Annotated in this window: 21 protein-coding genes; 9 read left to right on the top strand and 12 right to left on the bottom strand. The window is 65.5% G+C overall.

All coding sequences use genetic code 11. The features are described from left to right. Nucleotides 1-3: 3 nt before the first annotated feature. Complete coding sequence (locus tag TabM4_RS03990) at nucleotides 4-1539, bottom strand: hypothetical protein (protein ID WP_434618756.1); 1536 nt, start codon at nucleotides 1537-1539, stop codon at nucleotides 4-6. Nucleotides 1540-1881: 342 nt separating this feature from the next. Here TabM4_RS03990 and TabM4_RS03985 point away from each other — a divergent pair, with 342 nt between their 5' ends. Both TabM4_RS03985 and TabM4_RS03980 read left to right on the top strand, forming a co-directional pair. Further along, a complete protein-coding gene (locus tag TabM4_RS03985; RefSeq protein ID WP_434618753.1) occupies nucleotides 1882-2868 on the top strand; it encodes a glycosyltransferase family 2 protein in 987 nt (328 codons plus the stop codon). 8 nt (nucleotides 2869-2876) lie between these two features. Then, nucleotides 2877-3830, top strand: coding sequence for a glycosyltransferase family 2 protein (locus TabM4_RS03980; protein ID WP_434618750.1), 954 nt, complete (start codon nucleotides 2877-2879; stop codon nucleotides 3828-3830). A gap of 50 nt (nucleotides 3831-3880) precedes the next feature. Here TabM4_RS03980 and TabM4_RS03975 read toward each other — a convergent pair whose 3' ends face one another. Beyond that, nucleotides 3881-4687 (bottom strand): WecB/TagA/CpsF family glycosyltransferase, encoded by an 807-nt coding sequence (locus tag TabM4_RS03975; RefSeq protein ID WP_434618747.1) that lies wholly within the window; start codon nucleotides 4685-4687, stop codon nucleotides 3881-3883. A gap of 113 nt (nucleotides 4688-4800) precedes the next feature. On the opposite strand from TabM4_RS03975, the gene TabM4_RS03970 reads away from it, so the two are divergent. Together TabM4_RS03970 and TabM4_RS03965 are read left to right on the top strand one after the other, a co-directional pair. After that, nucleotides 4801-5643 (top strand): glycosyltransferase, encoded by an 843-nt coding sequence (locus TabM4_RS03970; RefSeq protein ID WP_434618745.1) that lies wholly within the window; start codon nucleotides 4801-4803, stop codon nucleotides 5641-5643. A gap of 176 nt (nucleotides 5644-5819) precedes the next feature. Next, on the top strand, nucleotides 5820-6737 hold the full coding sequence (locus TabM4_RS03965; protein ID WP_434618742.1) for a hypothetical protein: 918 nt from the start codon (nucleotides 5820-5822) through the stop codon (nucleotides 6735-6737). A gap of 26 nt (nucleotides 6738-6763) precedes the next feature. Here TabM4_RS03965 and TabM4_RS03960 read toward each other — a convergent pair whose 3' ends face one another. Next, nucleotides 6764-8023 (bottom strand): glycosyltransferase, encoded by a 1260-nt coding sequence (locus TabM4_RS03960; RefSeq protein ID WP_434618740.1) that lies wholly within the window; start codon nucleotides 8021-8023, stop codon nucleotides 6764-6766. Nucleotides 8024-8297: 274 nt separating this feature from the next. Here TabM4_RS03960 and TabM4_RS03955 point away from each other — a divergent pair, with 274 nt between their 5' ends. After that, nucleotides 8298-9491, top strand: a complete 1194-nt coding sequence (locus TabM4_RS03955) for a glycosyltransferase (RefSeq protein ID WP_434618737.1) — start codon at nucleotides 8298-8300, stop codon at nucleotides 9489-9491. Here TabM4_RS03955 and TabM4_RS03950 read toward each other — a convergent pair. Genes TabM4_RS03950 through TabM4_RS03940 form a run of 3 tightly spaced genes read right to left on the bottom strand, consistent with a single transcriptional unit; the run spans nucleotide 9485 to nucleotide 13096 of the window. Continuing rightward, a complete protein-coding gene (locus tag TabM4_RS03950; protein ID WP_434618734.1) occupies nucleotides 9485-10306 on the bottom strand; it encodes a CpsD/CapB family tyrosine-protein kinase in 822 nt (273 codons plus the stop codon). The two genes, TabM4_RS03955 and TabM4_RS03950, sit on opposite strands and share 7 nt — an antisense overlap. Nucleotides 10307-10316: 10 nt before the next feature. Beyond that, nucleotides 10317-11864: a GumC family protein gene (locus TabM4_RS03945; protein WP_434618731.1), complete on the bottom strand. Its 1548-nt coding sequence runs from the start codon at nucleotides 11862-11864 to the stop codon at nucleotides 10317-10319. Then, nucleotides 11861-13096 (bottom strand): ExeA family protein, encoded by a 1236-nt coding sequence (locus TabM4_RS03940; protein WP_434618728.1) that lies wholly within the window; start codon nucleotides 13094-13096, stop codon nucleotides 11861-11863. The genes TabM4_RS03945 and TabM4_RS03940 overlap by 4 nt, the downstream gene beginning before the upstream one ends. 606 nt (nucleotides 13097-13702) lie before the next feature. On the opposite strand from TabM4_RS03940, the gene TabM4_RS03935 reads away from it, so the two are divergent. Further along, the gene (locus TabM4_RS03935; RefSeq protein WP_434618725.1) at nucleotides 13703-13921 is read left to right on the top strand and encodes a hypothetical protein; all 219 of its coding nucleotides are present in this window, start codon (nucleotides 13703-13705) and stop codon (nucleotides 13919-13921) included. Between the two features lie 19 nt (nucleotides 13922-13940). Here TabM4_RS03935 and TabM4_RS03930 read toward each other — a convergent pair whose 3' ends face one another. Beyond that, the gene (locus tag TabM4_RS03930; RefSeq protein ID WP_434618722.1) at nucleotides 13941-14621 is read right to left on the bottom strand and encodes a sugar transferase; all 681 of its coding nucleotides are present in this window, start codon (nucleotides 14619-14621) and stop codon (nucleotides 13941-13943) included. Nucleotides 14622-15528: 907 nt separating this feature from the next. Here TabM4_RS03930 and TabM4_RS03925 point away from each other — a divergent pair. Continuing rightward, nucleotides 15529-17544, top strand: coding sequence for a hypothetical protein (locus TabM4_RS03925; protein ID WP_434618719.1), 2016 nt, complete (start codon nucleotides 15529-15531; stop codon nucleotides 17542-17544). Nucleotides 17545-17674: 130 nt separating this feature from the next. Here TabM4_RS03925 and TabM4_RS03920 read toward each other — a convergent pair whose 3' ends face one another. From TabM4_RS03920 to TabM4_RS03905, 4 genes are all read right to left on the bottom strand, one after another. Further along, nucleotides 17675-19192, bottom strand: coding sequence for a tripartite tricarboxylate transporter permease (locus TabM4_RS03920; RefSeq protein ID WP_434618716.1), 1518 nt, complete (start codon nucleotides 19190-19192; stop codon nucleotides 17675-17677). A 1-nt stretch (nucleotide 19193) separates the two neighbouring features. Next, on the bottom strand, nucleotides 19194-19682 hold the full coding sequence (locus TabM4_RS03915; protein ID WP_434618713.1) for a tripartite tricarboxylate transporter TctB family protein: 489 nt from the start codon (nucleotides 19680-19682) through the stop codon (nucleotides 19194-19196). Then, nucleotides 19679-20623 carry a Bug family tripartite tricarboxylate transporter substrate binding protein gene (locus TabM4_RS03910; protein ID WP_434618709.1) on the bottom strand — a complete coding sequence of 315 codons (945 nt, stop codon included), beginning with the start codon at nucleotides 20621-20623 and terminating at the stop codon, nucleotides 19679-19681. Before TabM4_RS03910 ends, TabM4_RS03915 begins: the two co-directional genes overlap by 4 nt. A 114-nt stretch (nucleotides 20624-20737) precedes the next feature. Beyond that, nucleotides 20738-21799 carry an ABC transporter substrate-binding protein gene (locus TabM4_RS03905; protein ID WP_434618706.1) on the bottom strand — a complete coding sequence of 354 codons (1062 nt, stop codon included), beginning with the start codon at nucleotides 21797-21799 and terminating at the stop codon, nucleotides 20738-20740. A gap of 74 nt (nucleotides 21800-21873) precedes the next feature. On the opposite strand from TabM4_RS03905, the gene TabM4_RS03900 reads away from it, so the two are divergent. Then, nucleotides 21874-22548: a response regulator transcription factor gene (locus TabM4_RS03900; protein WP_434618703.1), complete on the top strand. Its 675-nt coding sequence runs from the start codon at nucleotides 21874-21876 to the stop codon at nucleotides 22546-22548. After that, a complete protein-coding gene (locus tag TabM4_RS03895) occupies nucleotides 22545-23918 on the top strand; it encodes a sensor histidine kinase (RefSeq protein ID WP_434618700.1) in 1374 nt (457 codons plus the stop codon). Before TabM4_RS03900 ends, TabM4_RS03895 begins: the two co-directional genes overlap by 4 nt. Here TabM4_RS03895 and TabM4_RS03890 read toward each other — a convergent pair. Next, on the bottom strand, nucleotides 23915-24574 hold the full coding sequence (locus TabM4_RS03890; RefSeq protein WP_434618697.1) for an exopolysaccharide biosynthesis protein: 660 nt from the start codon (nucleotides 24572-24574) through the stop codon (nucleotides 23915-23917). The genes TabM4_RS03895 and TabM4_RS03890 overlap by 4 nt on opposite strands. Nucleotides 24575-24619 lie beyond the last annotated feature (45 nt).

The following is a 24619-nucleotide window of genomic DNA, read 5'->3' as shown; positions in this document are numbered from 1 at the left end:
GTCTCAGGGCTTGCGCGGCGCCCGCCTCCGCGGCCGGGCCTGCGCACCGACCCATCCGCCCGCCGCGCCGGAAGGCGTAGCCACAGCCCCCGCGTCCGCAGGCACAACGGGCTCTGGCTGGTCGGTTACTACGGCCCATTGCCGCGGCGGCCGCGCAGCCACCGGCACGCCTACCATAGCGACATCCCCCACATCGGACGTCCGCCGGACGCAATACCCCGCTATTGCCCCTGCGACCATCCATGTGATCGGCGAAACCGTCGCATTGGGGATAAGGTCGATCAGGCTCGCCGCCATCATCAGCGCCAGCCCCGCCGTCGCGGGGGCCATTCCCTCCTCCCCCCTGCGGAAGGCAAGAAGGATCACGGGCAGGGCCAGCAACCCGAACTGCGCTATATAGCCCAGCCAGCCGAATATTCCGATGACGAGAATCCAATACCCATCCGTGATGCTCAGCATATCACCGGTATTGGGATCGAATATTTGGTTCCGCCCATAGCCGCCCCACCCGGCCAGCGGCTTTTCCGCAGAGCGCGCGGCAAGCACGTCCTCGTTCTCCAGCCGGAATCGCAGTGAATCCGCGCGATCCGTGCTGACCTTCTCGGCAAGTGCCACCACCGAATCCACCGGCACCAACTGCGCCCCCCGCAGCATGGGATAGACAAGCACGATCCCCGCAATCACTGCCGCGGCAAGCAACTGCGTCCGCACCCCAAGGAAAAGCACCACAGGACCCAGCAGGAACGCGATGACCAGCGCCCCTAGGTTGTTCGAGATGAGCAGCACCAGCGTCAGGTAAATCCCGGCATAGAACCAATGCGCTGCCCGCCCCCCTTCGAATATCCGCTGCCGCCACAACGCCGCTGCAGCCAGGATCCCCATAGCCATCAGGATCGCCAGCCACAGGCCATGGTGCAGGAACACCACCGGGCGGAACCCGCCGGGCCGGATATGCTGGGCGAACTGATGCGGGAAGAACCCGTAGAACATCACATTCAACTGCGGACTCATGCGGATCTCGAACAGCGCGGGCAAGGTGTAGACAAGCACCGCGAAAACGAGACAACGCAACAGCACGACATGGCTCTGCGGGCTCGAAAAGATACGCATCGCCAAAAGGAACGGCATGACCATGATCATCAACTGCGACCCGATCGAGATCGCATCATAGGGCCGCAGCGCCGGAAGCACCCGCGGGCCATAGACCAGCGTCTCGTGGTTCGTGTTCACCGTGATCAGCGGCGACAGAAGCAGCACCGCGACCAGAACGATGATCACGACCCGCAAGACGCCCCCCGACCTCTCCGCCGGTGCCCGGTTCTGCTGCGCCCCGGCAGCCCCCGCCCCGACACCGAGGATCAGCATCAGCACGACCGAAAGGATCGGCATCCCATCCTTGTCGATCGGCGGCACCGCGGGCAAATCGATCCCCGCCCGCGTCGGCAACAGAAGATATCCCCCCAGGATCGACCAGGCAAAAGCCTCCGCCCGCGGCAGGAACTTGAACAGCAGGAACACCGCAAGGGGCCAACTGAACACCGCAAGAAAGGCTAAGGCGTTAGGCATGGGTCACTGGTCGCCTGTCGAAGACAATTCATCTCTATTACCACGGCACTGTCGCATGCCACGCCCCGCGCCGTCCACCCTGCGCCCCGCCCCTTTGCCCGGCACAGCCGATAAATCCGCAGAAATCGGCCAATTGTGGCGCTGCCGGAAACAATTTCCCTCACGGCCCGCAAAAGGCCCGCAATTCGCCCTTACCCGGCCCTGCGGATCGCATCTTAACGTTTGCAAATAATTGCTGCACAGCGGCATCCTCGCGCCGCGATTCCCCCGCCCGGCAGGGTTGCCGTGCCGCCAGTTTGTGAAAGGATAGTGGTCATGTCCGCCCCTGATGTCGCCGTCATCATCGTCAACTACCGCACGGCCGACATGACGATCGCCGCCGTCGACAGCGTCCTCACCCGTGGGGCGGATGGCCTCAAGGTCGAGGTCCACGTCGTCGACAACGCCTCGCCCGGCAACGACCGCGCCGAACTGACCGAGGCGTCGCAGCGCTGGGGCGATGCCGTCACCCTGCATCTCGAAGACACGAACCACGGCTTCGGACGCGGCAACAACATCGTCCTGCACAAGCTCGCCGCGCGGCCCGACGCCCCGGCCAAGGCCTATCTCCTCAACCCCGACGCCCGTCTCGTCACCAATGCGGTGGCCCAAATGTCGGCCTTCCTCGACGCCCATCCCCGCGCCGCCGTCGTGGGCAGCGCCATCCTGCACGAAGGGTCACTCGAACCCGCCACCTGCGCCTTCCGCTTCCCCTCCGCCCTCTCGGAATTCGTCGAAGCGGTGAATTTCGGCCCGCTCGGGCGCATCTTCGACCACCGCCTCGTCGCCTATCCGGCCCAGCTTCCTCAGCAGCAGGTCGATTGGGTCTCGGGGGCCTCCATGATGGCCCGCCTCGACGTGCTGGCTGAGGTCGGCTTCTTTGACCCCGACTTCTTCCTCTATTATGAAGAGGTGGAACTGATGCACCGCATCAAGGCCCGCGGGTGGGAGGTCTGGCACCTGCCCGAGGCGCAGATCGTGCATGTCGCCGGTGCCTCCACCGGTGTCACCGGGGAAGAGAACGCCCGCCGCCCGCTCCCGGGCTACTGGTATGACAGTTGGCGTCTCTATTTCATCAAGACCTACGGCGCGCTGGGCGCCCTGACCGTGGCCCGCGCACGCCTCGCTGGCACCGCCATCGGCAACACCCTCTCGCGCCTCCGCGGACAGCCGTCCAGCAGCCCCGGCAATTTCATCCCGGATTTCCGCAACCACGTCCTGACCCCGCTTCAGCGCCGGGATGGCACGGTCGGCAAGGTCTAGGCGCAGCGATGCAAGCCCCGCGCATCGCGGCAGTCCTCATCGGCCGGAACGAAGGCGCACGCCTCGTGGCCGCCCTAGCCGCCATTCCCCATGAGGTGCGGCCCGTTGTCTATGTCGACTCCGGCTCCACCGATGGCTCGGTCGCGGCGGCACAGGCGGCAGGTGCCCGTGTGGTCCGCCTCGACATGTCGCGTCCGTTCACGGCGGCCCGCGCCCGCAACGAAGGCTTCGCCGCCCTCGCTTCCGACCGCCCCGATTACGTCCAGTTCATCGACGGCGACTGCGCCCTCGCACCCGGCTGGATCGAAACCGCCCGTGACTTCCTTGTCGAACACCCGAATGCTGCCGTCGCCTGTGGCCGCCGCCGCGAACGCTTCCCCGAGGCATCGGTTTACAACCGCCTCTGCGACGAGGAATGGAACACACCCGTGGGCGAGGCCCGCGCCTGCGGCGGCGACGCCCTCATGCGCGCGGATGCCTTCGCCGCGGTGGGCGGCTTCAACCCCGGCCTTATCGCGGGCGAGGAACCGGAACTCTGCGTCCGCCTGCGCGCCGCAGGATGGAAGATCCACCGCCTCGACGCCGAGATGACGCTGCATGACGCCGCCATGACGCGCTTCGGCCAATGGTGGAAACGGATGCGCCGCTCCGGCCATGCCTATGCAGAGGGGGCGGCCCTGCATGGCAGCCCCCCGGAGCGCCATTTCGTCACCGAAACCCGCCGCGCGCTGCTCTGGGGCGCGGCCATCCCGCTGGCCGCGCTGATCGGCACGGCCCTCACGCCGTGGGCGCTTCTGATCCTCCTGCTGTGGCCCCTGCAGATCCTGCGCCTTGCGCCGCGGCTCGGCCTCTCCCGCGCAGCCTTCCTGACCATCGGCAAAATGCCCGAAGCGCTCGGTGTCGCCGAATACTGGCTGCGCCGCATCGCTGGCCGCCGTGCTGGCCTGATCGAGTACAAATGATGCAGGGCAAGGCTCCCGGCTACCCCCAAGCGGCACCGAATGCCCGCCGCCTAGCCCGCGTCGCGCTCCTTCCGCGCCGCGATGACCAGCCCCGGCAGAACCACGGCACAGTCGAAATAGCGCTTCGCCAGACGGCGCGGATTGGTCAGCATCCGCCACAGCCATTCCATCGCGATCCGCCGCACCCACAGGGGTGCGCGTGTCTGATGCCCCACGACGAAATCCAGCCCCGCCCCGATCGACAGGAACCCAAGACACGGATGCCGCTGCACCCCGCGCGCCGCCAGCACCTCCTGCTTGGGCGCGCCCAGCGCCAGCAGGCAGATGCGCGCACCCGATGCCGCGACCTCGTCCAGCAGCGCATCCGCCGTGGCGCTCTCCGGATCGAACCCCATGGGCGGCGCCACGCAAGCCACGACCTTCAGCCCCGGATGCCGCGCCTCCAACCGCTCTGCCGCAGCCCGCAGCACAGGCTCGGTGGATCCCAGAAAGGCCATCGGCACACCCATCCGGGCCGCCATCGCCGCAACCGGCTCGATCAGTTCCGACCCGGGCACCAACTCCACCTCGCGCCGCCCCGCCAGATGCGCCAGCCACACCACCGGATTGCCATCCGCAACCACATGGCTCTGCGCCGCATAAGCCTTCCGGAACCGCGCATCCCGGCGCAGCTTCACGATATGGTCAAGGTTCAGAGTCGCCACCGCGAAACCCTCGCCGCGCTCCCAATGTGCGGCCATGTCTGCCAGCAAAGCCGCGCGTGTCGGTACATCGACAAGGCGCAGCACCCCGGCCCCGGCCAGCGCCTCACCGTCCCGACCGAATTGCCCGTCCCGCCGCACTGCCGCACCCTCCATGCCTCATCCGCCGCAGCCATGAAGCAGCCGCAGGCCCCTGTCCAGCCCAGCCGCTCCGTCTCTGCGGTAATGTTGCTTAACTTCTACGTTTTCCCGATGGAAACCGCATCCCGATGACCCAGACCTTCCCGCTTTCCATCATCATCGCCGCCCGCAACGAAGAAGCCTATATCGGCCCCTGCCTCACCGCCCTCGCAGCGGCGGCGGATGTCCCCGACGGCCCCGTGCAGGTCATCGTCGCCGCCAATGCCTGCACCGATGCAACCGTCGCAGAGGCCCGCGCCATCGAACCCGCCTTCACCCGTCGCGGCTGGCCCCTTACCGTCCTCGACCTGCCCGATGGCGGCAAGCTCGGCGCACTGGCAGCGGGCGAAGCCACCGCCCTCGGCCGCGCCCTCGTCTATCTCGACGCCGACGTGATCTGCGACCCGGACCTCCTCGCCCAACTCGCCCGCGCCCTCGCCACACCCGAACCGCGCTACGCGACCGGACGCCTCGCCGTGGCCCCCGCCCGTACCGCCATCACCCGCGCCTATGCCCGCTTCTGGGTGGAACTCCCCTTCGTCAAGGGCGGGGCCGTCGGCGCGGGCCTCTTCGCGATGAACCGCCCCGGCAGGGCGCGTTTCGGCCCATGGCCCCGCATCATCTCCGACGACACCTATGCGCGCCTCCACTTCACCCCCGCCGAAAGGATCGAGGTGCCAGCCCGCTATCACTGGCCCATGGTGGAAGGCTTCGCCAACCTCGTCCGCGTCCGCCGCAGGCAGGATGCCGGGGTCCTCGAAATCGCCCGCTTTTATCCTGATCTGCCGCAAAACGAATCCAAGGCCCCGCTCGGCAAGGCGGGTCTCCTCCGCCTCGCCCTGCGCGACCCGCTGGCCTTCGCCGTTTACACAGCCGTCCATGTCGCCGTCCGCCTGAAGAAGCCCGGCGACCAATGGACCCGCGGCCGCTGACACGAGTCACCGAACCAAGGGAATTTCCTTACAAAGGTTAAATTCCGCGGCCCTGCCGCCTTGACAGGCCCCCCTCCAACCCAAACCTAGCCGAGGGGGGAACCGGTCCCGAAGGACCGCCGATCACATAGACAAAGCCATCAACAAAGACCTTTCCAGAAAGAGGATCGACGCGCATGCTGCCCTTCACCCGTTTCCGCGCCACGCTCGGTGGTGCGCTCATGGCCCTAACGCTGGCCACGCCCCCCGTCCTCGCGGAAACACAGCTTCCCCCGCGCGAACCCAGCCCCCCGACCGTCCGCCAGATCCACAGCGGTCACAGCCTGACCGACACCTACATGATCCATCCCTGGCCGGGCCGCCTGATCCTCGCCACGGAAAGGATCCGGGGCACCAAGCCGCACGACACGATCAAGGCGTCCACCATCCCCGGCTCGCCCATGCGCTGGCGCTGGGACAATCCCACCGAGACGGACGCGCGGCGCGATATCGGCGATTTCGAACTGCTCGTGATCACCGAAGGGTCACCCCTCATGCTGAACGAGGAGTGGTTCGTCGAAGATACGCTGCACTATCTCGACCTCTGGGTCGAAAACACCTGGAAGAATGGCAACGGCGGCAAGGGGGCAGAGCTGATGCTCTACTCCACATGGCCGCATTGGCGCTACACGAACTCGGAAAAGCCCGCAGACGGCTCGGGCGAGGTCCCCTTCCGCGAACGCCTCGACGTGCAGGGCGCCTTGTGGGAACGGATGCAGGACTCGGCCAATGCGAACCGGCCCGACGGGATGAAACCCGTCTACATGATCCCCGGCCACAGGCTCCTTGCGCGCATCTATGACGACATCGCCGCGGGGACCGCACCCTTCGCCTCCATCGGCGACATCTTCGAAGATGACATCCACCTGAACGATACCGGCAACTATGCCGTGTCCAGCCTCGTCTATGCCGTCATCTACCAGCGCAACCCGGCCGAAATCCCCGACCGCCTCGCCCCCGAGGACACGCTGACGCAGGAACAGGCGCGCTACCTGAAGACGGTCGCCTGGGATGTCGCCACGTCGTACCCACGCACGGGCGTTCCGGCAAACTGACGGGCCTCCACCGCTACCGGGCGCGATCAGACGGCGTCGCGCCCGGAAAACAGCGCCGCCAGCTTTCCGGCCTCGGTATCGATGTGATGCCGCGCGCGCACCCTTACCATCCCGGCACGCCCCATCTCGGCCAACACATCAACCGGCGTATCCAGCGCCGCCCCGATCGCCGTGGCAAGGCTCTCCGCATCCCCCGTCGGCACCAGCCAGCCATTCTTGCCCTGCTGGACCAGTTCGGGGATGCCCGCCACATAAGTCGAAATGACAGGCCGCCCCTGCGCCAAGGCCTCCATCAGCACCACGGGCAAACCTTCCATGAAGCTCGGTTGAACCAGAACCGTGCTTTCCGTCAGCAGACGCCGCACCTCGTCACTGGAGATCCAGCCCGTGATCCGCACCTGCCCCTCCAGACCAAGTGCCCGGATCCGGGCCTCGATCATGTCGCGCAACTCGCCATCACCGGCCAGAACCACCTTCACATCGCGCCGCCCCAGCCGCGCAAGGGCATCCAGCAGGGTCACATGCCCCTTCTGCTCGTTCAGCCGCCCGATGCACAGCAGCACGGGGTTTTCCGGAAACGGCACGGGTTCCTTGGCAAAGAACCCCTCGTCCAGCCCGCAATGCACCACCTTCAGCTTGTCCCAGCAGTCCGGCGGCACCGCCCGCATGAACTGCGCCCGCGTATAGTCGCTGATCAGCACGACGAAACGCGCCCCCGCCGCCTTGCGCGGCAGCGAAAGACTATGCGCATTGTCGAACTCGTCCGGCCCATGCACGGTAAAGCTGTACTCGGGCCCGCCGATCATCCGCAAAAGACAGACCACATCCACGGGGTTTGTCCCGAAATGCGCATGGATATGCGACACCTCACCCCCCGCCTCCTGCAACCACAGCCGCAACTGGCAGGCCTGCGCCAGCCAGATCAGGTGATAGGGCCACGACCGCACCGACCGCCGCGACATGGCCAGCGCGGCCCGAAACGCCGCGAAAACCTTGCGCGGATCGGCCAGCATCACCCGCAGGAAAGCCATCAACAAAGGCACCACACCGGCCTGCAGCAGATAGCGCGTCTTCTCCCGCTCGCTCCGGTCCACCGGATCGACGACCTCGGCATCCCAACCCCGGATCGCAAACCGCCGCACCGTCACCCCCCGCGCCTCCAGCGCAAGGATCTCGCGCCGGATGAAGGTATGGCTCACCTTCGGATACTGGTTCACCAGATAGGCCACCTTCAGCCCTGGAACGGGCGAAGGGCTCTCCCGCATGTCGTCATAGTCGGCTTTCACGTCACACTCCTGAAAGTGGCGCAGCGATCCACCGCCTGCCCCTGTCAACGGGGCCCAAGCGCCGCCACCCGGCACATCCCATTCATTATCTTCATTAATATTAGATTCTTGCTGATACTATGGCACCGCCCTCCGTCAAAGCGGCAATCCTCTGGCAGGACAACGGCAGCCGACCGACCCGCAAACCCCTGATTTCGGCGGTCAAACCCATGAAGTTGCTTCCATTCCACGGCCAGACCGCGCATTCTGGCGGCCGGTTTCTTACGGATCAATCATGCCCAGTCTACTGATGGTCGCGTCGGCCCCTGTCATCGTCAAAGGGGATCGCGTCATATTGGATGTCAAGTTCGCCGAAGGGATGGAGGCGCAAACCGCCGCTTGGGATGGTCCGCTCGATTGCATTCTCTGGGAAGGGGCCACCCAGATCCCCTTTCCAGTCGAGGTGGATCGGCATTCCTTGCCTTGGGGCCTCTCGACCCTCCCTGCGGGGGCGGCCCTTCCCCCGGGGACAGGCCAGACGCATGATCTCATAGCGGCAGCCGGCGACATGTCCGAAACCCTCGATCTGGCTGCTTCCGGGCGCACTCCCGTGGTCTATTCCGTCGAATACACTCACAAGACCCGGCTCGACATCCTCGCTCTGGACCGCGGCATCGGCCCGTTGCGGCGTCTGAGGCGCCGCCTCTGGTTGGAACGTCAGGAGAAACGCCGCCGCTCCGCTTTCCGGGCCGCAGCGGCCCTCCAGTCCAACGGCTATCCCTGCGCGGCGGCCTATGCCGAACTCAACCCCGACCTCCACCTCTATCTCGACAACCGTATGACGCTTGACCGCTACGCCACCGCCGAAGAGCAGGACAGTCGCCGCGCAAGGCTGCAGAGCGGCGGCCCGCTTCGCCTCGTCTATTCCGGTCGGCTGGATCCAATGAAAGGCGCTCAGGACCTTGTCCCGATCGCAGCCCGGCTGGCGGCCCGCGGCATCGCATTCCACCTCGACATCTTCGGCGACGGCATCCTCCGCTCGGAGATGGCCTCCGCCATCGTCGCGAACGGCCTCACGGATCACGTTCGCCTGCACGGCAATGTCGATTTCGCCTCTGAACTCGTGCCTTGGCAAAGACGCACAGCAGACCTTTTCCTGTCCTGCCACCGTCAGGGCGACCCCTCCTGCACCTACATCGAAAGCATGGGCTGCGGCCTGCCCATAGCCGGTTACGGAAACGAGATGTGGGGGCCTCTCTGCCGTGCAAGCCAAGGCGGATGGTGCGTGGAGGTGGGCGACATAGACGCGCTTGCGGCAAAGATCGCACATACCTCCCGTGCCGAAATTGCAAAATCGGCCGACTCTGCCATCACCTTTGCCCGCGCCCATGATTTCCAGGCCGAGTTCAAAGGGCGGATGGCTCACCTGATGACAGTCGCCACACGCGGTTCGGTCGATGGGGCGCGGGCTCGCACCTCCGGTCAGTAACCGCCATACCCATAGCCTTCGCCCTGATCCATGTAGCGGCACTTGTTCAGCACCACGCCCAGCACGCTGGTATGTGCGGCCAGTTCCTTGCCCGCCTTGTCGATCTCGGCCACCGTGCTCTGCTCGCTCGCCGCGACCAGCAGCGCGCAATCCGTCTGGTCCAGAAAGGCAAGCGTATCATCGATCACCAGCATGGGCGGCATGTCGAACAGGATGATGTCCGGCTTGAACTTCTCCTCTATCGCATCGATCGCCGTCCCCGCCCGGCTCGAAGCCAGCAATTCCGACGCATTCGCCACCGGCTCCCGGTTCAAGCCGAAGGCAAGGTTCGGCCAAACCTTCACCAGCCCCGCCTCCGGCACCACGGTGCCATCCAGCACCGCCGCCAGCCCCCGACCGCCGCCGATCCCCAGCGTCCGCATCATCGCTGGCCGACGCATGTCCAGCTCCAGCACCATCACCCGCAACTCGCTCTGCCGCGCAAGGCTGAAGGCAAGGTTGATGCAAGTCGTCGTCTTGCCGCAGGAACTGCCGGGCGAGGTGATCCCCACCCGCGTCCAGCCATGATCGCGCATCGCCCGCATCAGGTTGGTGCGCATCATGTCATAGGGGCTCGCCGCCGCGCCCGGCTCATGCGCCACGATCCGCGATGCCTCCAGGTGCAGCCGGTCTATCGGCATCTCGGCCAGCGCCGACCATGCCACCACCGACTCGTCGGCCTTCACCGTCGCGGGCAGTTGTGCCGCGGGCGTCACCGCTGGCAATCCCTGCCGTGCAGCCCGCCCCTTCGCAATCGCGGTCTGGATGCGCTCCATCTCGGCCCCCTCAGTTCTCTGCCTGGGTCGCATCCGACCCGATCATCGTCTGCACATCCCCGAACTGCAGCTCGCCCATGGCAAGCACCGCCAGCAGCATCAGGATCGGCACCCCCACCACAAACAGCACAAGGCTGGTGATCGTCACCCGCCGCCGTCGCGCGATCTCCGCCCGCGTTTCCAGATAGGGGATCGTGCCGAAAGGCGTAATCCCCAGCGCGCCCACCAGTTCCGCAGGCCGCCGCACCGTGCGGTTCAGCACATCCATAAGGAAGAACAGCAGCCCCGCCAGCACGACGCCCCCGCCGAAGCCCGCCGCGATGATCAGCTTGCGGTTCGGCGCGGCCTGCGAAGAGGGCGGCGTCGCCGGATCGATCACCGTGATCCTTTGCCCGCGCGAGGTCACCTCGATCCGGTCCCCCATCCGCGCATTGGCAAGGCTCTGGACCGCCTGATCGTATTGCACGCGCAGATTGTCGAAATTACTCTGCAACTCGCCCAGAGCGATGGCATTGGCCGGCGTCGCGTCGATCGAGGCCGCCAGATCCTCAAGTTCCTGCTCCAGCGCAACCTTCTGATCCTCCAGAAAGCTGATCTGCCCGTCGATATCGGTCATCTGCAGGTCGAAGGCCGTCACCGCGCCATCCGCGCCCGGATCGCCGCCCAACTGTTCGCGCACCGCCTCTTCCAGCGCCGCCACCTGCACCTGCAAGGCCTTCACCCGGGGGTTCTCCGGCGCATAAAGCACCATGGCCGAGGCAAGCTCCTGCCGCAGCTGGTCCAGCCGCGTCTGTTCGGGCGTCAACTCCCCCATCGAGGGCGACAGCCGCCCCGTCCGGTCAAACAGGTCCGAAAGCCGCTGCCTGCGGTCGCGCAGACCGGCAAGCTCCCGCTCCACCTGCGTCAGCCGCTCCTGCTGCGCGGCCTGACGGCTGCGGCGGAATTCGATGCTTTCGGGCAGGGCATCCCGGTTGGCCTGCTCGAACTCCAGAATCCTCGCATTCTGCTGCGCCAGTTCCTCGCTCAGCCGCTTCACCTCCTGTTCGAAGAAGGCCAGCGTTCCCCCAGATACCCCGGTCCGCAGATCCACGCTCTGCTGCAGGATCTGCTCCACCAGATCATTGGTCACTTCCGCCGAAAGCACGGGGTCGCCGGCATCGAAGGAAACCGTCACGATGCCCGTGTTGCGCTCCATAGGCGGCATGTCCATGCGAATGCGGGCGCGCATGATCTCCACCTTTGCATCGGTGGGCATCCCGGACGCATCGGCAAAGACGCCATAGCGGTCGGACAGGTCCATGAGATTGGCCGTGGTCAAGATCCGCTGCTGGATGGAAAGCAGGATCTCCGTCGCCGTCGACCGCACCGTCGATGCCGCAAGCTCGTCGGGGATCTGCGGGCTTTCCACCAGCAACCGCGATTCCGCGCGATAGACCGGCGGCAGCTTGTAGGCCGTCACGATCCCGGCAAGCGTGGTAAGCGCTATCAGAAGCAGCACATAGGGCAGCTTCCGCACCAGTTGCGCCATGTAGAAGCGGGCGTCAAAAGCCGTCGTCATGTGTCATCCTTGGAGTTTTCCGTCGCAACTGGCAGGAAGGCGCCATCCTTCATGACCTCCTCCACGATCTTGCGATCCACCTGCTTGCGTCCGGCAGTAAAGGCGTAGACCAGCGAAAGGTCGCACAGCCGGTTCACCAGCCGCGGCACCCCACCGGACTGCGCGTGAATGAGGTCCAGCGCATCCGCATTGAACACGCGCCGCGTCCGCCCGGCCACCCGCAGCCGGTGCTGCACATATTCCCGCATCGTGTTGCGGTCCATCGCGGGCAGGTGGAACAGCGCCGCCACCCTCTGCGCGAACTGCCGCATGTCGCGCCGCCCGACGATGTCGCGCAACTCCGGCTGCCCCACCAGCACCAATTGCAGCAGCACGTCGCGCCCGGTGTTGATGTTCGTCAGCATCCGCAATTCTTCCAGCGCCGACCGGTCCAGGTTCTGCGCCTCGTCGAAGATCAGGATCACTCGCCGCCCCGCCGCGAATTCCTCCAGAACGAAAGTCTGGAACCGGGCGAAGAGGTCGACAAAGGTCTCCTCCGGACGCGACGGCAGGTCCAGCGACATAAGAATCCAGCGGATCAGTTCCTCGCGCGAGGCGACGGGGTTTGAGATCAGCCCCACCCGTACCTCGGGTGCCATCGACCGCAGCAGATGCTGCAAGAGCGTGGTCTTCCCCGCCCCGACCTCACCGGTGATCAACGTGATCGGCGCATGGGTCATGATGCCATATTCCAGCATCGCATAGGCCCGCTTATGCGAGGCCGACCAGAACAGGAAATCCGGGTCCGGCGTCAGGGCGAAGGGCTGCGCCGTCAATCCGAAATGCTCGGTATAGATGTCCAACGAGGCAAGGACAGGCCCGCCGATCCCCGGTTCGGGCGGTGCGGGCTGCGCCGCGGGCAGGTTCGCATACCAAGTCGCGGGCACCACAGCCGTCCCCGTGGCAGAGACGGGCACCAGCCCCGTGTGCACCGCCTGCGCAGAAGGCTTCGCCCGCGGCTGGCGGCGGGCGGGCGCGGATGCGACCGGCAACATCGCCGCGCCTGCAGGCGGGGCAACGGGCGAAGGTACGGGTGTTGCCGCCTTGGCCGGCGCTGCGGGCTGCGGGCGTGGCGCCGCCGGCTCGGCCCGCATCGGCAGCGCATCTATCGTCTCACCCTGCCCCGCCCCTGCGCCACGGTTCACGAAACGGCTCAGGCCGGGAATGCCATGCCAGAAACTGCCCTTCTTCATGCCGACGCTCCGAGGCACGGTAGACCAGAAAGCGCAGCCCCCACGACATGCGACGTCGTGAAGTCAGCGCGGGTCGCGCCCAACTCAAGGGAACTCGGCAGTGGCAGCACGGACCTCATGACTCTTTCGCGATGCCCGGTTTCCCCCTCATCACCCGCTCCTACCCCCGCTCTGGCCGGTCTTGCACGGCCAGCATCGCAAGGTGCGGGAAACGGACGAATCATCCGGAACATCCTCACTGCCATATTGGTTAACATTTATTGACCCCCGCGCGCACCCCAACAGGCGGTGACAGCCATCTGGATCGCTCCTCTTTGCGGCAAAGCCACGGTTTCCCTGCCCCCGCAGCCCCCGCTACGCTTGCGCCATTCTCCGCCGATCCCGTCATCCCAAACGACCTTCTTCCCCAATCAAGGCGACCAAACGACGACACAGGCAGGAAACGCAAAGGGGCCATCCTCGCAAAACCAAACATTTTCAATGCTTTGAATAGATGCAGCAGAAACCCGCCGTTTTCCGCCCAAGGAACCGCCCTACTTTTGCCACGAATCGGCGCGACCGTTAGCGTCAGACGGGTGTTGCAGGGAATCGGGAGTGATTGGGGCAATGCTGGCAGGGGTGCTCTTGACCGCCATAGGCTTCGGGGTGATCGCGGCGATCGCCGCGCTGACCATCTCCGGCTCCTTCTGGGCGGCCCTTGCGGCCTACTCCCTCACCGGCATGGCCATCCTCCTCCTCGCAGGCGCTTCCGCAGGCTTCCGAGGCAATCGCCCGCCGCACCCGGAATTCGCCTCGGCCCGCCTCGCCGCCGCATCGCGTAGCTGACCCGAAGGCCAGCGCCTGCTCACTGTCCCGTGCCGCGCAGAACCACGCCCACAGTCGCCACGATCAGCTTCGCATCCAGACCCATCGACACATCCCGCTCATAGGTCGTGTCGAACTCCGCCCGCTCAGCAAAGGTCGAGGCGTTGCGGTCCGAAACCTGCCACATCCCCGTCAGCCCCGGACGCAGCGCATAATAGGCCCGCCCCGGATAAAGGTCCCGCTGTTCCGGCATCATCGGGCGCGGCCCGACAAGGCTCATGTCGCCCGTCAGCACGTTCCAAAGCTGCGGGATCTCGTCCAGCGACGACTTGCGCAGGAAATGCCCCACCTTGGTGATCCTCGGATCGCGCGCCAGCTTCTGATAGGCGTCCCATTCCCGGCGTGCCTCGTCATTGCCGGCCAGATACTTTTCAAGTTCCGCCTTCGCATCGGGCACCATGGTACGCAGCTTCCACAGCTTGAAGATGCGGCCGCCACGGCCCACGCGCTCCTGCCGGTAGAAGGGCGAATGCCCGTCCATCATGATCAGAACCGACAGCATCAGAACAAGCGGCAGCGCCATGATCACAAGGAAGATGTCAATGAACCGCTTGCCGAGGCTGCGGTAGAAACGGTGACGCCGCGGCGCAACCCACGTCACCCGCTTGGCGACGTTATGCTTCTCGTAATCGGTTACACCGTCGTGAATACGCACGCTCATCTCAGAGCCTCCAGCATCGGGAATCAAGAAGGACGGTCCGCCGTTGCAGCGTGCAGACACTCATCCAGCCTCAGAACCGGATCCTCGGAAAATACCCTCGGACCCGCACCAACAGACCCCTAGCCAGTCCTCTCAAAACGAGCCCGCGCAAAGGCGCGCAGAGCGGCGACCAGACCGGGCAGCTCGGTCGAACGGTCGCGGGAAAAAGCGAATTGCAGCATGTCGTTCCTACTTGCATAGCCGGGCCGGTTAAACCGACCGCGTTCCAATGCCCCCGACAGTTAACCTATCTTAATTTGGCCCCCTGTCTAAACGAAAGTTTATATCTCGCCGTCCTTTCGCCTTGATTTCGCCCCGATTGCCATGTCGATTTATCGATAATTCAATGGTTTAGCGGGAGACTGTCGCCAGATATGCGACAATGCCGCAACTGCTCGGTCTGAACCTTGGCGGAAATTTGGCCGAACTGTGACGCGCCCTTAGATGGAACTCGCGCTAGGGTTGAGTTGCGTCAACACCTAGTAACCAAAGGTTATCAGATGGGCACAGATTGATTCGGAAAGCGAAATCATCCGGGACGCGCGATCTTCCGCCGAAAGTCCCGGAAAACCGCATCCGCCACTTTCTCCCGCCCGCAGCCCCTTCGACCAATGCCTTGCCCGCGATCCGGCCTTGTTCCCTGGCGATGTGCGAAATTGTCAAAACGAAAGCGGAAAACGCCACTTCGCCAGCTCCGCGCTTGCACCTTCCGAACCTCGCCGCCCGATGCCGCCGAAGCCCGACCAAGGCCCTGCCCGCCGGGACCAAAGCCCCGGACAAAGGCCGTCCGACCAAGTGCCCTGTCGACCGGGGGTCGCCTCTCCGACTAGGATGGGGTTAATATAGATGTATGATCCCGAGGTTCTTCATGCCCACCAAAGGCCAACCGCGCCCGGTCGCCTTCTCGTCACGGGCCGTCCTCCTTCCTGCCCTCGCTACGCTGACCCTCGCCACGGCCCCACAGGCCGCCATGGCTGGCGCGCTGGGTGTCGAGGATCCGAACATGTCCTGGGGTGTCTCCTCCATCGAAGACTGGGGAACCGGGCGCCCTTTCCTCGACATCGCCCGCACCATGCGCCCCTTCTTCGCCTATACCGCCGACACGTGGCAAAGCATGTCGCACGAGGAACTGCGCGCCACCGGCCTCCTCGACGAGAACGGCTATCCGCGCGGCATCCCTGAAGGCATGCAGGGCATCCGCACCGTCTGGGCCTGGGACCCGCAGGCCGGCGGCACGGAACGCAAGGGCATCTACATCCTCTCCTATCAGGGCAAGGGTACCGTCTCCCTCGGCGGCGAGGTCGAGGTCATCAACCAGAGCGCAGGCCGCATCATCTTCGAAAACACCTCCGGCGGAACCTTCTGGCTCGACATCACCAACACACTTCCGCAGGACCACATCCGCGGCATCTCCATCCTGCGCGCCGAAGACCTCGCCCTGCACGAGGCAGGCGCGATCTTCGATCCCGACTGGCTCAAGGTAGTGGCCGACGCCCGCGAACTGCGCTTCATGGTCTGGATGTACACAAACGAAAACCCGGTCACCCGCTGGGTCGACATGCCCCCCACCACCGCCGCCACATGGGGGCGCCCCTCAGTCCCGGTCGAAATCATGGTCCGTCTCGCGAACGAGGCCGGGATCGACCCGTGGTTCACCATGCCCCACAACGCCGAAGACGACTTCGTCCGCAACTTCGCCACCTATGTCCGCGACAATCTCGACCCGCGCCTGAAGGCGCATGTCGAATATTCCAACGAAACCTGGAACGGGGCCTTCCCTCAATTCGACTGGCTTCGCGAACAGGCTGTCGCAGAATGGGGCGACGACATCTCTGAAGATTGGGAGGCGATCTACGCCTACCACACGAAACGCGCCACCCATGTCGCTCGCCTCTGGGAAGAGGTCTTTGGCAACGCTGCGCAGGATCGGCTCGTCAACGTCCTCGCCACGCAGGCCACCGCCACCTGGGTCACCGAGGTCAGCCTCGCCGCATCCGCATGGCAGGAACGCGACCCCGATACCTTCATCCCGCCATCCGAGGTGTTCGAGGAACTCGCCGCAACCACCTATTTCGGCGCGTCCCTCGTCGCGAACCCCGAAAGCCGCGACACCCTGATGACCCGCGCGCGCCAGCAGGGCGAAGGCGCCTATCCCTGGCTCTATGATGAGCTTGCCCTGATGGGCCGGGCCAGCGACGCCGTGCCCGCCGTCCTCGCCGCCCTCGCCGAACAGCGCGATCTTGCCCATGCCAACAACATGCGCTTCACCCTCTACGAGGGGGGCCAGCACCTCCACCACAGCTTTGCCATCGAAGGCCTTTCCGATGCCGACGCGGAAGAGTTGACCGGCTTCCTTGGCGGCTTCGTCCGCAGCCCGGAAATGGCCGCGCTCTACAGCCTGCTCTGGGATGGCTGGCGCAAGATCGGCGACGGCCCCTTCATGAACTTCACCGATATCGACAGACCCACGCGCTGGGGCTCATGGGGCCTTCTCGCGTGGCCGGGCGACGCGCCCCCCCGCGCACGCTTCATCCTCTCCAAACAGGCCGAGGGCGGATCGTGGTGGGGCGAAGGCGGCGGCGCGCAATACCTGCACGGCCTCACCGCCAGCGGCAGCGAATCCGGCGACCGCATGGAAGGCACCGACGAAGAGGATTACCTCGCCGGTCTCGGCGGTGACGACACCTTCCCCGCCAGCGCCGGGCGCGACGGCATCAACGGCGGCGACGGGCGGGACATCTACCTCCTCCCCGGCCCAGCCGAGGCCTATACCATCGCCCCCGAAGGCGCAGGCCACCGCATCGACGGACCGGATGGATCGGCCTTCCTGATCCATGTCGAAACCGTCGAGTTCGCTGACGGCACCCGCCTCGAACTGAATTGAACGCATAGGCCGGCAGGGGCATCCTGTCCCCGCCGGCCTTCACCCGTGGTTAATTCTTTGCCCTTCCAGCGTTCGCTGCGTGCATACACTTTGCGGCACAGTTTACGGCACCGCGTGCAGCACGCCCGGATCAGTCCTCCGCCGACCCCACCTGTGCCAGCACATCCCCCCGACCCCGCGCCCGCAGGATCATCGGCAGGATCAACGCCACCGCCGCCAATCCCAGCAAGATCGCCGCCACGGGCGAGGCGACAAGCGTCGTCCAATCCCCCTGCGAAATCGACAGCGCCCTGCGCAATTGCTGCTCCGCCATCGGCCCAAGGATCAGACCGACCACAACAGGTGCTATCGGATAGCCATACAACCGCATGATATAGCCCAGCGCCCCGAAGACCACCAACATCATCAGCTCCACCGGCGACGGGTTTACACCAAGCGTCCCAAGCGTAGCAAAGACAAGGATGCCACCGTAAAGCCATGGCTGCGGGATCTTCAACAGCAGGATCCAGAACCGGATCAGCGGCAGATTCAGCACCAATAACATGACGTTGGCCACCAGCAGCGACGCAATCAACCCCCAAACCAGATCAGGCGCCGAGGTGAACAGCAAAGGCCCCGGCTGCAACCCGAACTGCTGGAAACCCGCCAGCATGATCGCCGCCGTCGCCGTCGTCGGCAGCCCCAGCGTCAGGAGCGGAACCAGCGTTCCCGCCGCCGCCGCGTTGTTCGCGGCCTCCGGTCCGGCAACCCCCTCGATCGCGCCTTTTCCGAATTCTTCCGGGTGCTTAGTCAGATTCCGCTCGGTCGCATAGGACAGGAAGGAAGCGATATCGGCCCCCCCCGCGGGCATCGACCCTATGGGAAATCCGATCGCCGTCCCCCGCAGCCACGCCTTCCAAGACCGCGCCCAATCCTGCACGGTCATCTTGACCCGCCCCTTGATGGCCAGCACCCCGGTCCCGGTATCCGGCCCCTGCGCAGCCACGAAAAGCGCCTCACCCAGCGCGAACATCGCCACCGCCAGCGTCGTCACCTCGACCCCGTCCAGCAGTTGCGGCACCCCGAAGGCCAGCCGCGTCTGGCCGGTCAACTGGTCGATCCCCACCATGGCCAGCGCCAAGCCTATGAAAAGAGACACCAATCCCTTCAGCGCACTTTCCCCGAATGCCGCCGAAACCGTGACGAAGGCCAGCACCATCAGCGCGAAATACTCCCGCGGCCCGAAGATCAGCGCAAGCTTCACCACATGCGGCGCAAGAAAGGCCAGCAGCAGGGTGGCGATCAGCCCAGCCACGAAGGACCCGATCGCCGCCGTCGCAAGCGCAGGCCCGCCCCGCCCTGCGCGGGCCATCTTGTTGCCCTCCAGCGCGGTTATGACCGACGCGCTTTCTCCCGGCGTATTCAACAGGATAGAGGTCGTGGACCCGCCATACATCCCGCCATAGTAGATCCCCGCGAACATGATCAGCGACCCCGCCGCGTCCAGCCCGTAGGTCACCGGCAGAAGCAGCGCCACCGTCAGCGCAGGCCCAATCCCCGGCAGCACGCCCACCGCCGTGCCCAGCGTCACCCCGATCAGGGCGTAAAGCAGCATCATCGGCTCGAAGGCCGTGGCAAGCCCCTGAAGAAGAAAGGAAAACGTATCCATCTCAGCGCCCGAACAGGGCCATCTCGATGGGTCCCGCGGGCAGGTTCAACTGCAGCAGCACATCGAAGACGGCATAGATGAAAAGCCCAAGGACAAGACCCGAGGGGATGGCGATGTGGAACCGACGCTCCCCAAATCCTGCCGCCGCACAGGTGAACAGGATCGTCGCGCCCAGCACGAAGCCGATGCTGTGGATCGTGGCGACCATCACCACCATCCCGCCCAGCAACCACAAAAGCGGGACAGGCTGCTGCTTGGGTCGCGGCGGACCGGGGTTCCGCCATCCTTCCACTGCTGTACCAAAGCCAAGCAGAACAAGGGCATAGCCGATAAGCTTGGGCACGTCACCCGGCCCGACACCGGAATAGCCCGCCTTGTTGGGGATGCGCGCGCCATCCCAGATCAGCAAGGCACCCAGCCCCACCAGAACCAGCGCGATGATGAACGCCGCCCCGTCGGGGCGGCGTCCGGATGCACCATTCGGTGTCATTGCACCAGACCGATGTCCTTGAGGATCGCGGTCGTAGCCTCGATTTCCTTGGCCAGTTGCACCTCGAAGTCGGCCCCAGCAAGGTAGGTGTCAGCCCAACCCTTGTCGGCCAGCGCCTTTTGCCAACCTGCCGATTTCGCGAGCTTTTCGATATCGGCCGAAACCTGCGCCTTCTGCTCGTCGCTCAGGCCCGGCGCGGCCGCGACCATCCGCCAGTTCTGCACCACCACGTCATAGCCAGCCTCAGTCAGCGTCGGCGCATCCACACCCTCAAGCCGCGCATCCGACGACACGGCCAGCAGGCGCATCGTGCCCGCCTGCACCTGCGGCAGGAACTCGCCAAGGCCCGAAATGCCCGCCGTCACCTGATTGCCAAGGATCGCAGCCGTGGCCTCGCCACCGCCCGAAAAGGCGATGTAGTTGATCTTCGTCGGGTCCACACCCGCCGCCTTGGCCAGAAGGCCCACGGTGATATGGTCCACACCGCCCGCCGAACCGCCGGCCCAGCTCACGGCGCCCGGATCGGCGGCCATTGCATCGACCAGACCCTTGATATCCTGAATGGGCGAGGCCGCCGGAACCACGATCGCCACCGCTTCGCCAGTCAGCCGCGCGATGGGCGTGACATCGGCCAGCGATACGGGCGAGGCGTTGGTCAGGATCGCGCCGACCATCACATAGCCACCGACGATCAGTTGCGACGGATCGCCCGATGCGCTCGCGACGAACTGGGCAAGGCCCACTGTCCCGCCTGCACCCGGAACGTTCGTCACCTGAACGGAACCGGAAATCCCCTCGGCCTGCATCACTTCCTGCATGGTGCGCGCCGTGGAATCCCAGCCGCCACCCGGGCTTGCCGGGGCCATGATCGTGTAATCGTTGGCAAATGCCGGCACCGCCAGCACAGCAGCCATCACCGCGCCAAGAAAGGCGTGTTTCATCTTACATCTCCTCCCAAATCCCGGTCATGCGCCGGGATGATTCCCTTGGTGGGCACCTCCTCGTGCCTCCCATGCGCGACCCAACCACAGAAACCTGTCACCAACCTGACATGCCTAGCGCGGTGCCAGCGCCTGATCCCACCGCGACAGAAGCCGCCGCCGCTTGGCCTGATCCAGATAGACCAGCAGGCCGGGGCTTACCCCCACCGGCTGCAACTGCGCGCCCAGCACCGCCTGCATCATCCGGGCGCTGTTCCCGTCCGACACCTCCAGCGATACCGCAGGCAGGCGCAGCTTGCGCGCCAGAACCTCCTGTCCCTCGCGGCTCATCAGAAAGGCAAGGAAGGCTTCGCCCAGGTCAGGGTTCCGCGCCGCCCGCGGCACCAGCGCCACGCGCGATACGACAACGGTGAAATCCTTCAGCAGGACCAGCCCGATCTCGGGCCGCTGCCGGGCCTGATCGGCGGCATAGGACCCAAGGATGTTGTAGCCGATCTTCAACCGCCCATCTGCCACCCGGTCGATGATGTCCTGGCTGGTGGGAAAAACCTCCAGCCCCGCCCGTGCCATCGCGCTCACCAGTGTCCAGATATCGGCGAACCGCTCTTCATCGCGGGCAAGGAACAGGTATCCCAGCGCAGACCGCCTTATGTCATAGGTGCCGACCGCACCACCCGCCCCCGCAGGCTGCGCCTTCAGCCATTGCATGAGTGCCAACCGCGATTGCGGCGGCCCGTCTGGAAAGCTCGGCCGATGATACACCAGCACCGCAGGTTCATAGGTCAGCGCATAGGCCCGATCCTGCCACTGCGCCCAGTCTGGCCAGTCCCGCGCCGCCTCAGGACGAACGGCAAGGGCATAGCCGTCGTTGGCAAGGCTCATCTGCAGGTCCATGCCCGAAGAAAAGACAAAATCCGCCGTGGCGCCTGCCCCGTCCGTTTCTTCCCGCACCCTGTCGCGGATCGCGCCCGTAAGCAGGTCCTCGTACCGAACCGCCACATCGGGGTTCTGTGCCTGAAACGCCTCGATCATCGGGGCAGCCAACCCCTCATCCAGCGTGGAATAGATCGTCAACTCGCGTTCGGCCCGTCCTGCCGGCGCGGCGAAAAGATAGACCTCCGCCCGAGCGGGCAGCGCGACGGCCACGGCCAGAAGAAACAACAGGATCCCCCTCATCCCTTCAGCTTGCCCCAAGCCCGCCCGGTTCACAACGCCGCCGTTCCCCCCTAGTCTGCAGCGTGGAGGACCCCATGCGCATCATGCTCGTCGAAGATGACCGACCACTGGCCGACGCGCTGACCACGCTGCTGATCGCGGCGGGCTATGCGGTGGACACGGTCCATGACGGCGCCTCTGCCGAGGCGCTCGCCTCCGTCGAACGCTTCGACCTCGTGATCCTCGACCTCAACCTGCCGGAAATGGACGGCCTTTCCGTTCTGCGCGCCCTGCGCGCCCGCTCCGACACCGCCGCCGTGATGATCCTCACCGCCCGTGGCGCACCCGAAGACCGGGTGCGAGGACTGAACCTCGGGGCCGACGATTACCTGACCAAACCCTTCGACGTCCCGGAGTTCGAGGCCCGCGTCCGTTCTCTCCTGCGCAGGCAGGCAGGGCTGCGGGCCTCAAGCCTGACCTTGGGCGACGTGACCTTCGATCTGATCTCGCGCCGTTTCTTCACGCCCGAGGGGGCAATCGACCTGCCCGCCCGCGAACTCGCGCTTCTGGAACTGCTCTTCACCCGCGCGGGTAAGGTCGTCAGCAAGGAAACGATCGTGCAGTCCCTGACCTCGCTGGACGACAGCCTGTCGGACAATGCCATCGAACAATATGTGTCGCGGCTGCGACGTCGCATTGCCCCGTATGGCGTCACACTGCGTACGGCGCGCGGGATCGGCTATTTCATCGACAAGGGGCCCGGCGCATGATCGCGCGCGGCTCGCTGCGCAGCCGCCTGCTTGGTTGGCTGTTAATATCCACCGCCATACTTGGCCTGATAGCCCTGACCGACACGTGGTTCGAGGCCCGCCGCACCGCGCAAGGCGTGTCAGACCGCGTCCTAGCCGGGTCTGCCCTTGCCATCGCAGAGCGGGTCAGCGTCGATCTTTCGGGGGTAATCGAGGTGGACATCCCCTATTCCGCGCTCGACATGCTCGCCTCCGCCGCCGAGGATCAGGTCTTCTACCGTGTCGATGGCCCGGACGGGTTCCTGACCGGCTATGAAGGCCTCGCCCGCGCCCCACGCCCAGACGGGGCGGATACCGGTTTTGCCGATGGCAGTTTCGGCGAGATCCGCCTGCGGATCGCCACCCGCTATGGGCAGGTTTCCACAGGGGAGGATGTGCTGCCCTTCTCGGTCACGGTGGCGGAATCGACCCGCGCGCGGGATGAACTCGCCCGATCCATTCTCCTGCGTTCGGCCCTCCGGATGGCGGGCCTCGCCGCCGGGGCAGCGCTGATCGTCTGGATCACGGTCACCATAGCGCTGCGCCCTCTGGACCGCCTTGCCCGCACCATCGCCACCCGCGCGCCCGATGACCTGAGCCCACTGCGGGCCGACATCCCGTCGGAAGTCGCAAGCCCGATCGAGGCGATGAACAGTTTCATGGCTCGGCTGGACGGCGCGGTCGCGGCCCTGCGCAATTTCACCGGCAATGCGGGCCACCAATTGCGCACCCCGCTGGCCACCGTGCGCGCCCAACTGGCCCTAGTTGCGCGGGGCGGCCCGGACAGCCGCGACGGCATCGCAAAGGCCGAAACCGCCCTGATCCGGGCGGAACGGGTGCTTGCGCAACTCCTCATGCTTGCCCGCATCGACGCCGCCGCCGCCCGCCGCGCCCTGCCGGTCACCGACATCGCCGCTATCGCGCGCAGTACCACCGCCGAAGCCATCCCCGAAGCCACACGCTTCGGCCATGACCTGGGCTTCGAGGGCGACGACGCCCTTCCTGCCCGCGCCGATCCGGTCCTCTGCGCGGAACTTCTGACCAACCTCGTTGACAACGCAATCCGCTATGCCGGCCCCCACGCCACCATCACCGTGCGCGCCTATCCCGCCCCCGACGGCCCCGTGCTGGAGGTAGAGGATGACGGCCCCGGGCTTCCGCCCGATGCGATCCCCCGGCTTGTCGCGCGTCAGGATCTCCGCACCGACGCGGGCCAAGGCACCCATGGCCTCGGTCTTGCGGTCGTCGCGGAGATTGCGCGTCTATTCGGCGCCTCGCTGGATTTCGTACCTGCTGGAGCGGGCAAGGGTCACGTCATCCGCTGCCGTTTCCCGGCCTTGGATGCCGCCTAGAAGGCATTCACGATCAGGAAGATCGCGGCCTTTGCCAAGGCCCAGACCACACCCGACACGATGATCATCGACACCACGCCCATCACCACGCCGAACATCACCCACAGCCCGTCACGCTCCAACACGCCCAGCGCCATGAGAGAGATGGCGAAGGCGGGCAGCATGTTGCCAAGCGGGATTGGCATGGCCAGCACGATGGCCAGCACAAGGCAGAGGCCACCAATTATCCTTTCGCCGGTGACCGAGGTGATGAAAAGCAAGCGCGGCTTCAAGAGCCGTTCCGCCCGCGCCAGAAGCGGCGTGACGCGCCCGACGAAGGCGTTGAAGTCACCCCGCGTCATCGACCTGTCGGCGATGATTGCGGGCAGCCAAGGCAACTTGCCTAGCATCATCTGCGCCGTCAGGTAAAGCAGGGGAAGGCCAAGGATCGAGGACGTCCCCGGCGGCGTCGGCACCACGTTCGGCAGCGCGAACAGCAGGATCAGCGCCGCCACCGCCCGCGCATCCATCGCCCGCATAAGGTCCGACACGGACACCCGCTCGCGCCGCTCATCCGCGCCGATGGCGTCTAGGATCTGCGAGAACCGCTTCTTGCCCTCAGGCTGCGGCCCCTCGATCCCGCGAAAGCGTTTGGCGATCTTCCGTCCCCGGCCCATCGAAGGTGATCCCTCTTCTCCACTTGCCCAAACTCGGCATTACGG

It is taken from the genome of Tabrizicola sp. M-4 (assembly GCF_051132405.1).
In the GTDB taxonomy this organism is placed as follows: domain Bacteria; phylum Pseudomonadota; class Alphaproteobacteria; order Rhodobacterales; family Rhodobacteraceae; genus Paragemmobacter.
The sequence above is the reverse complement of the archived record's forward strand: the minus strand, read 5'-3'. Positions and strand labels throughout refer to the sequence as shown.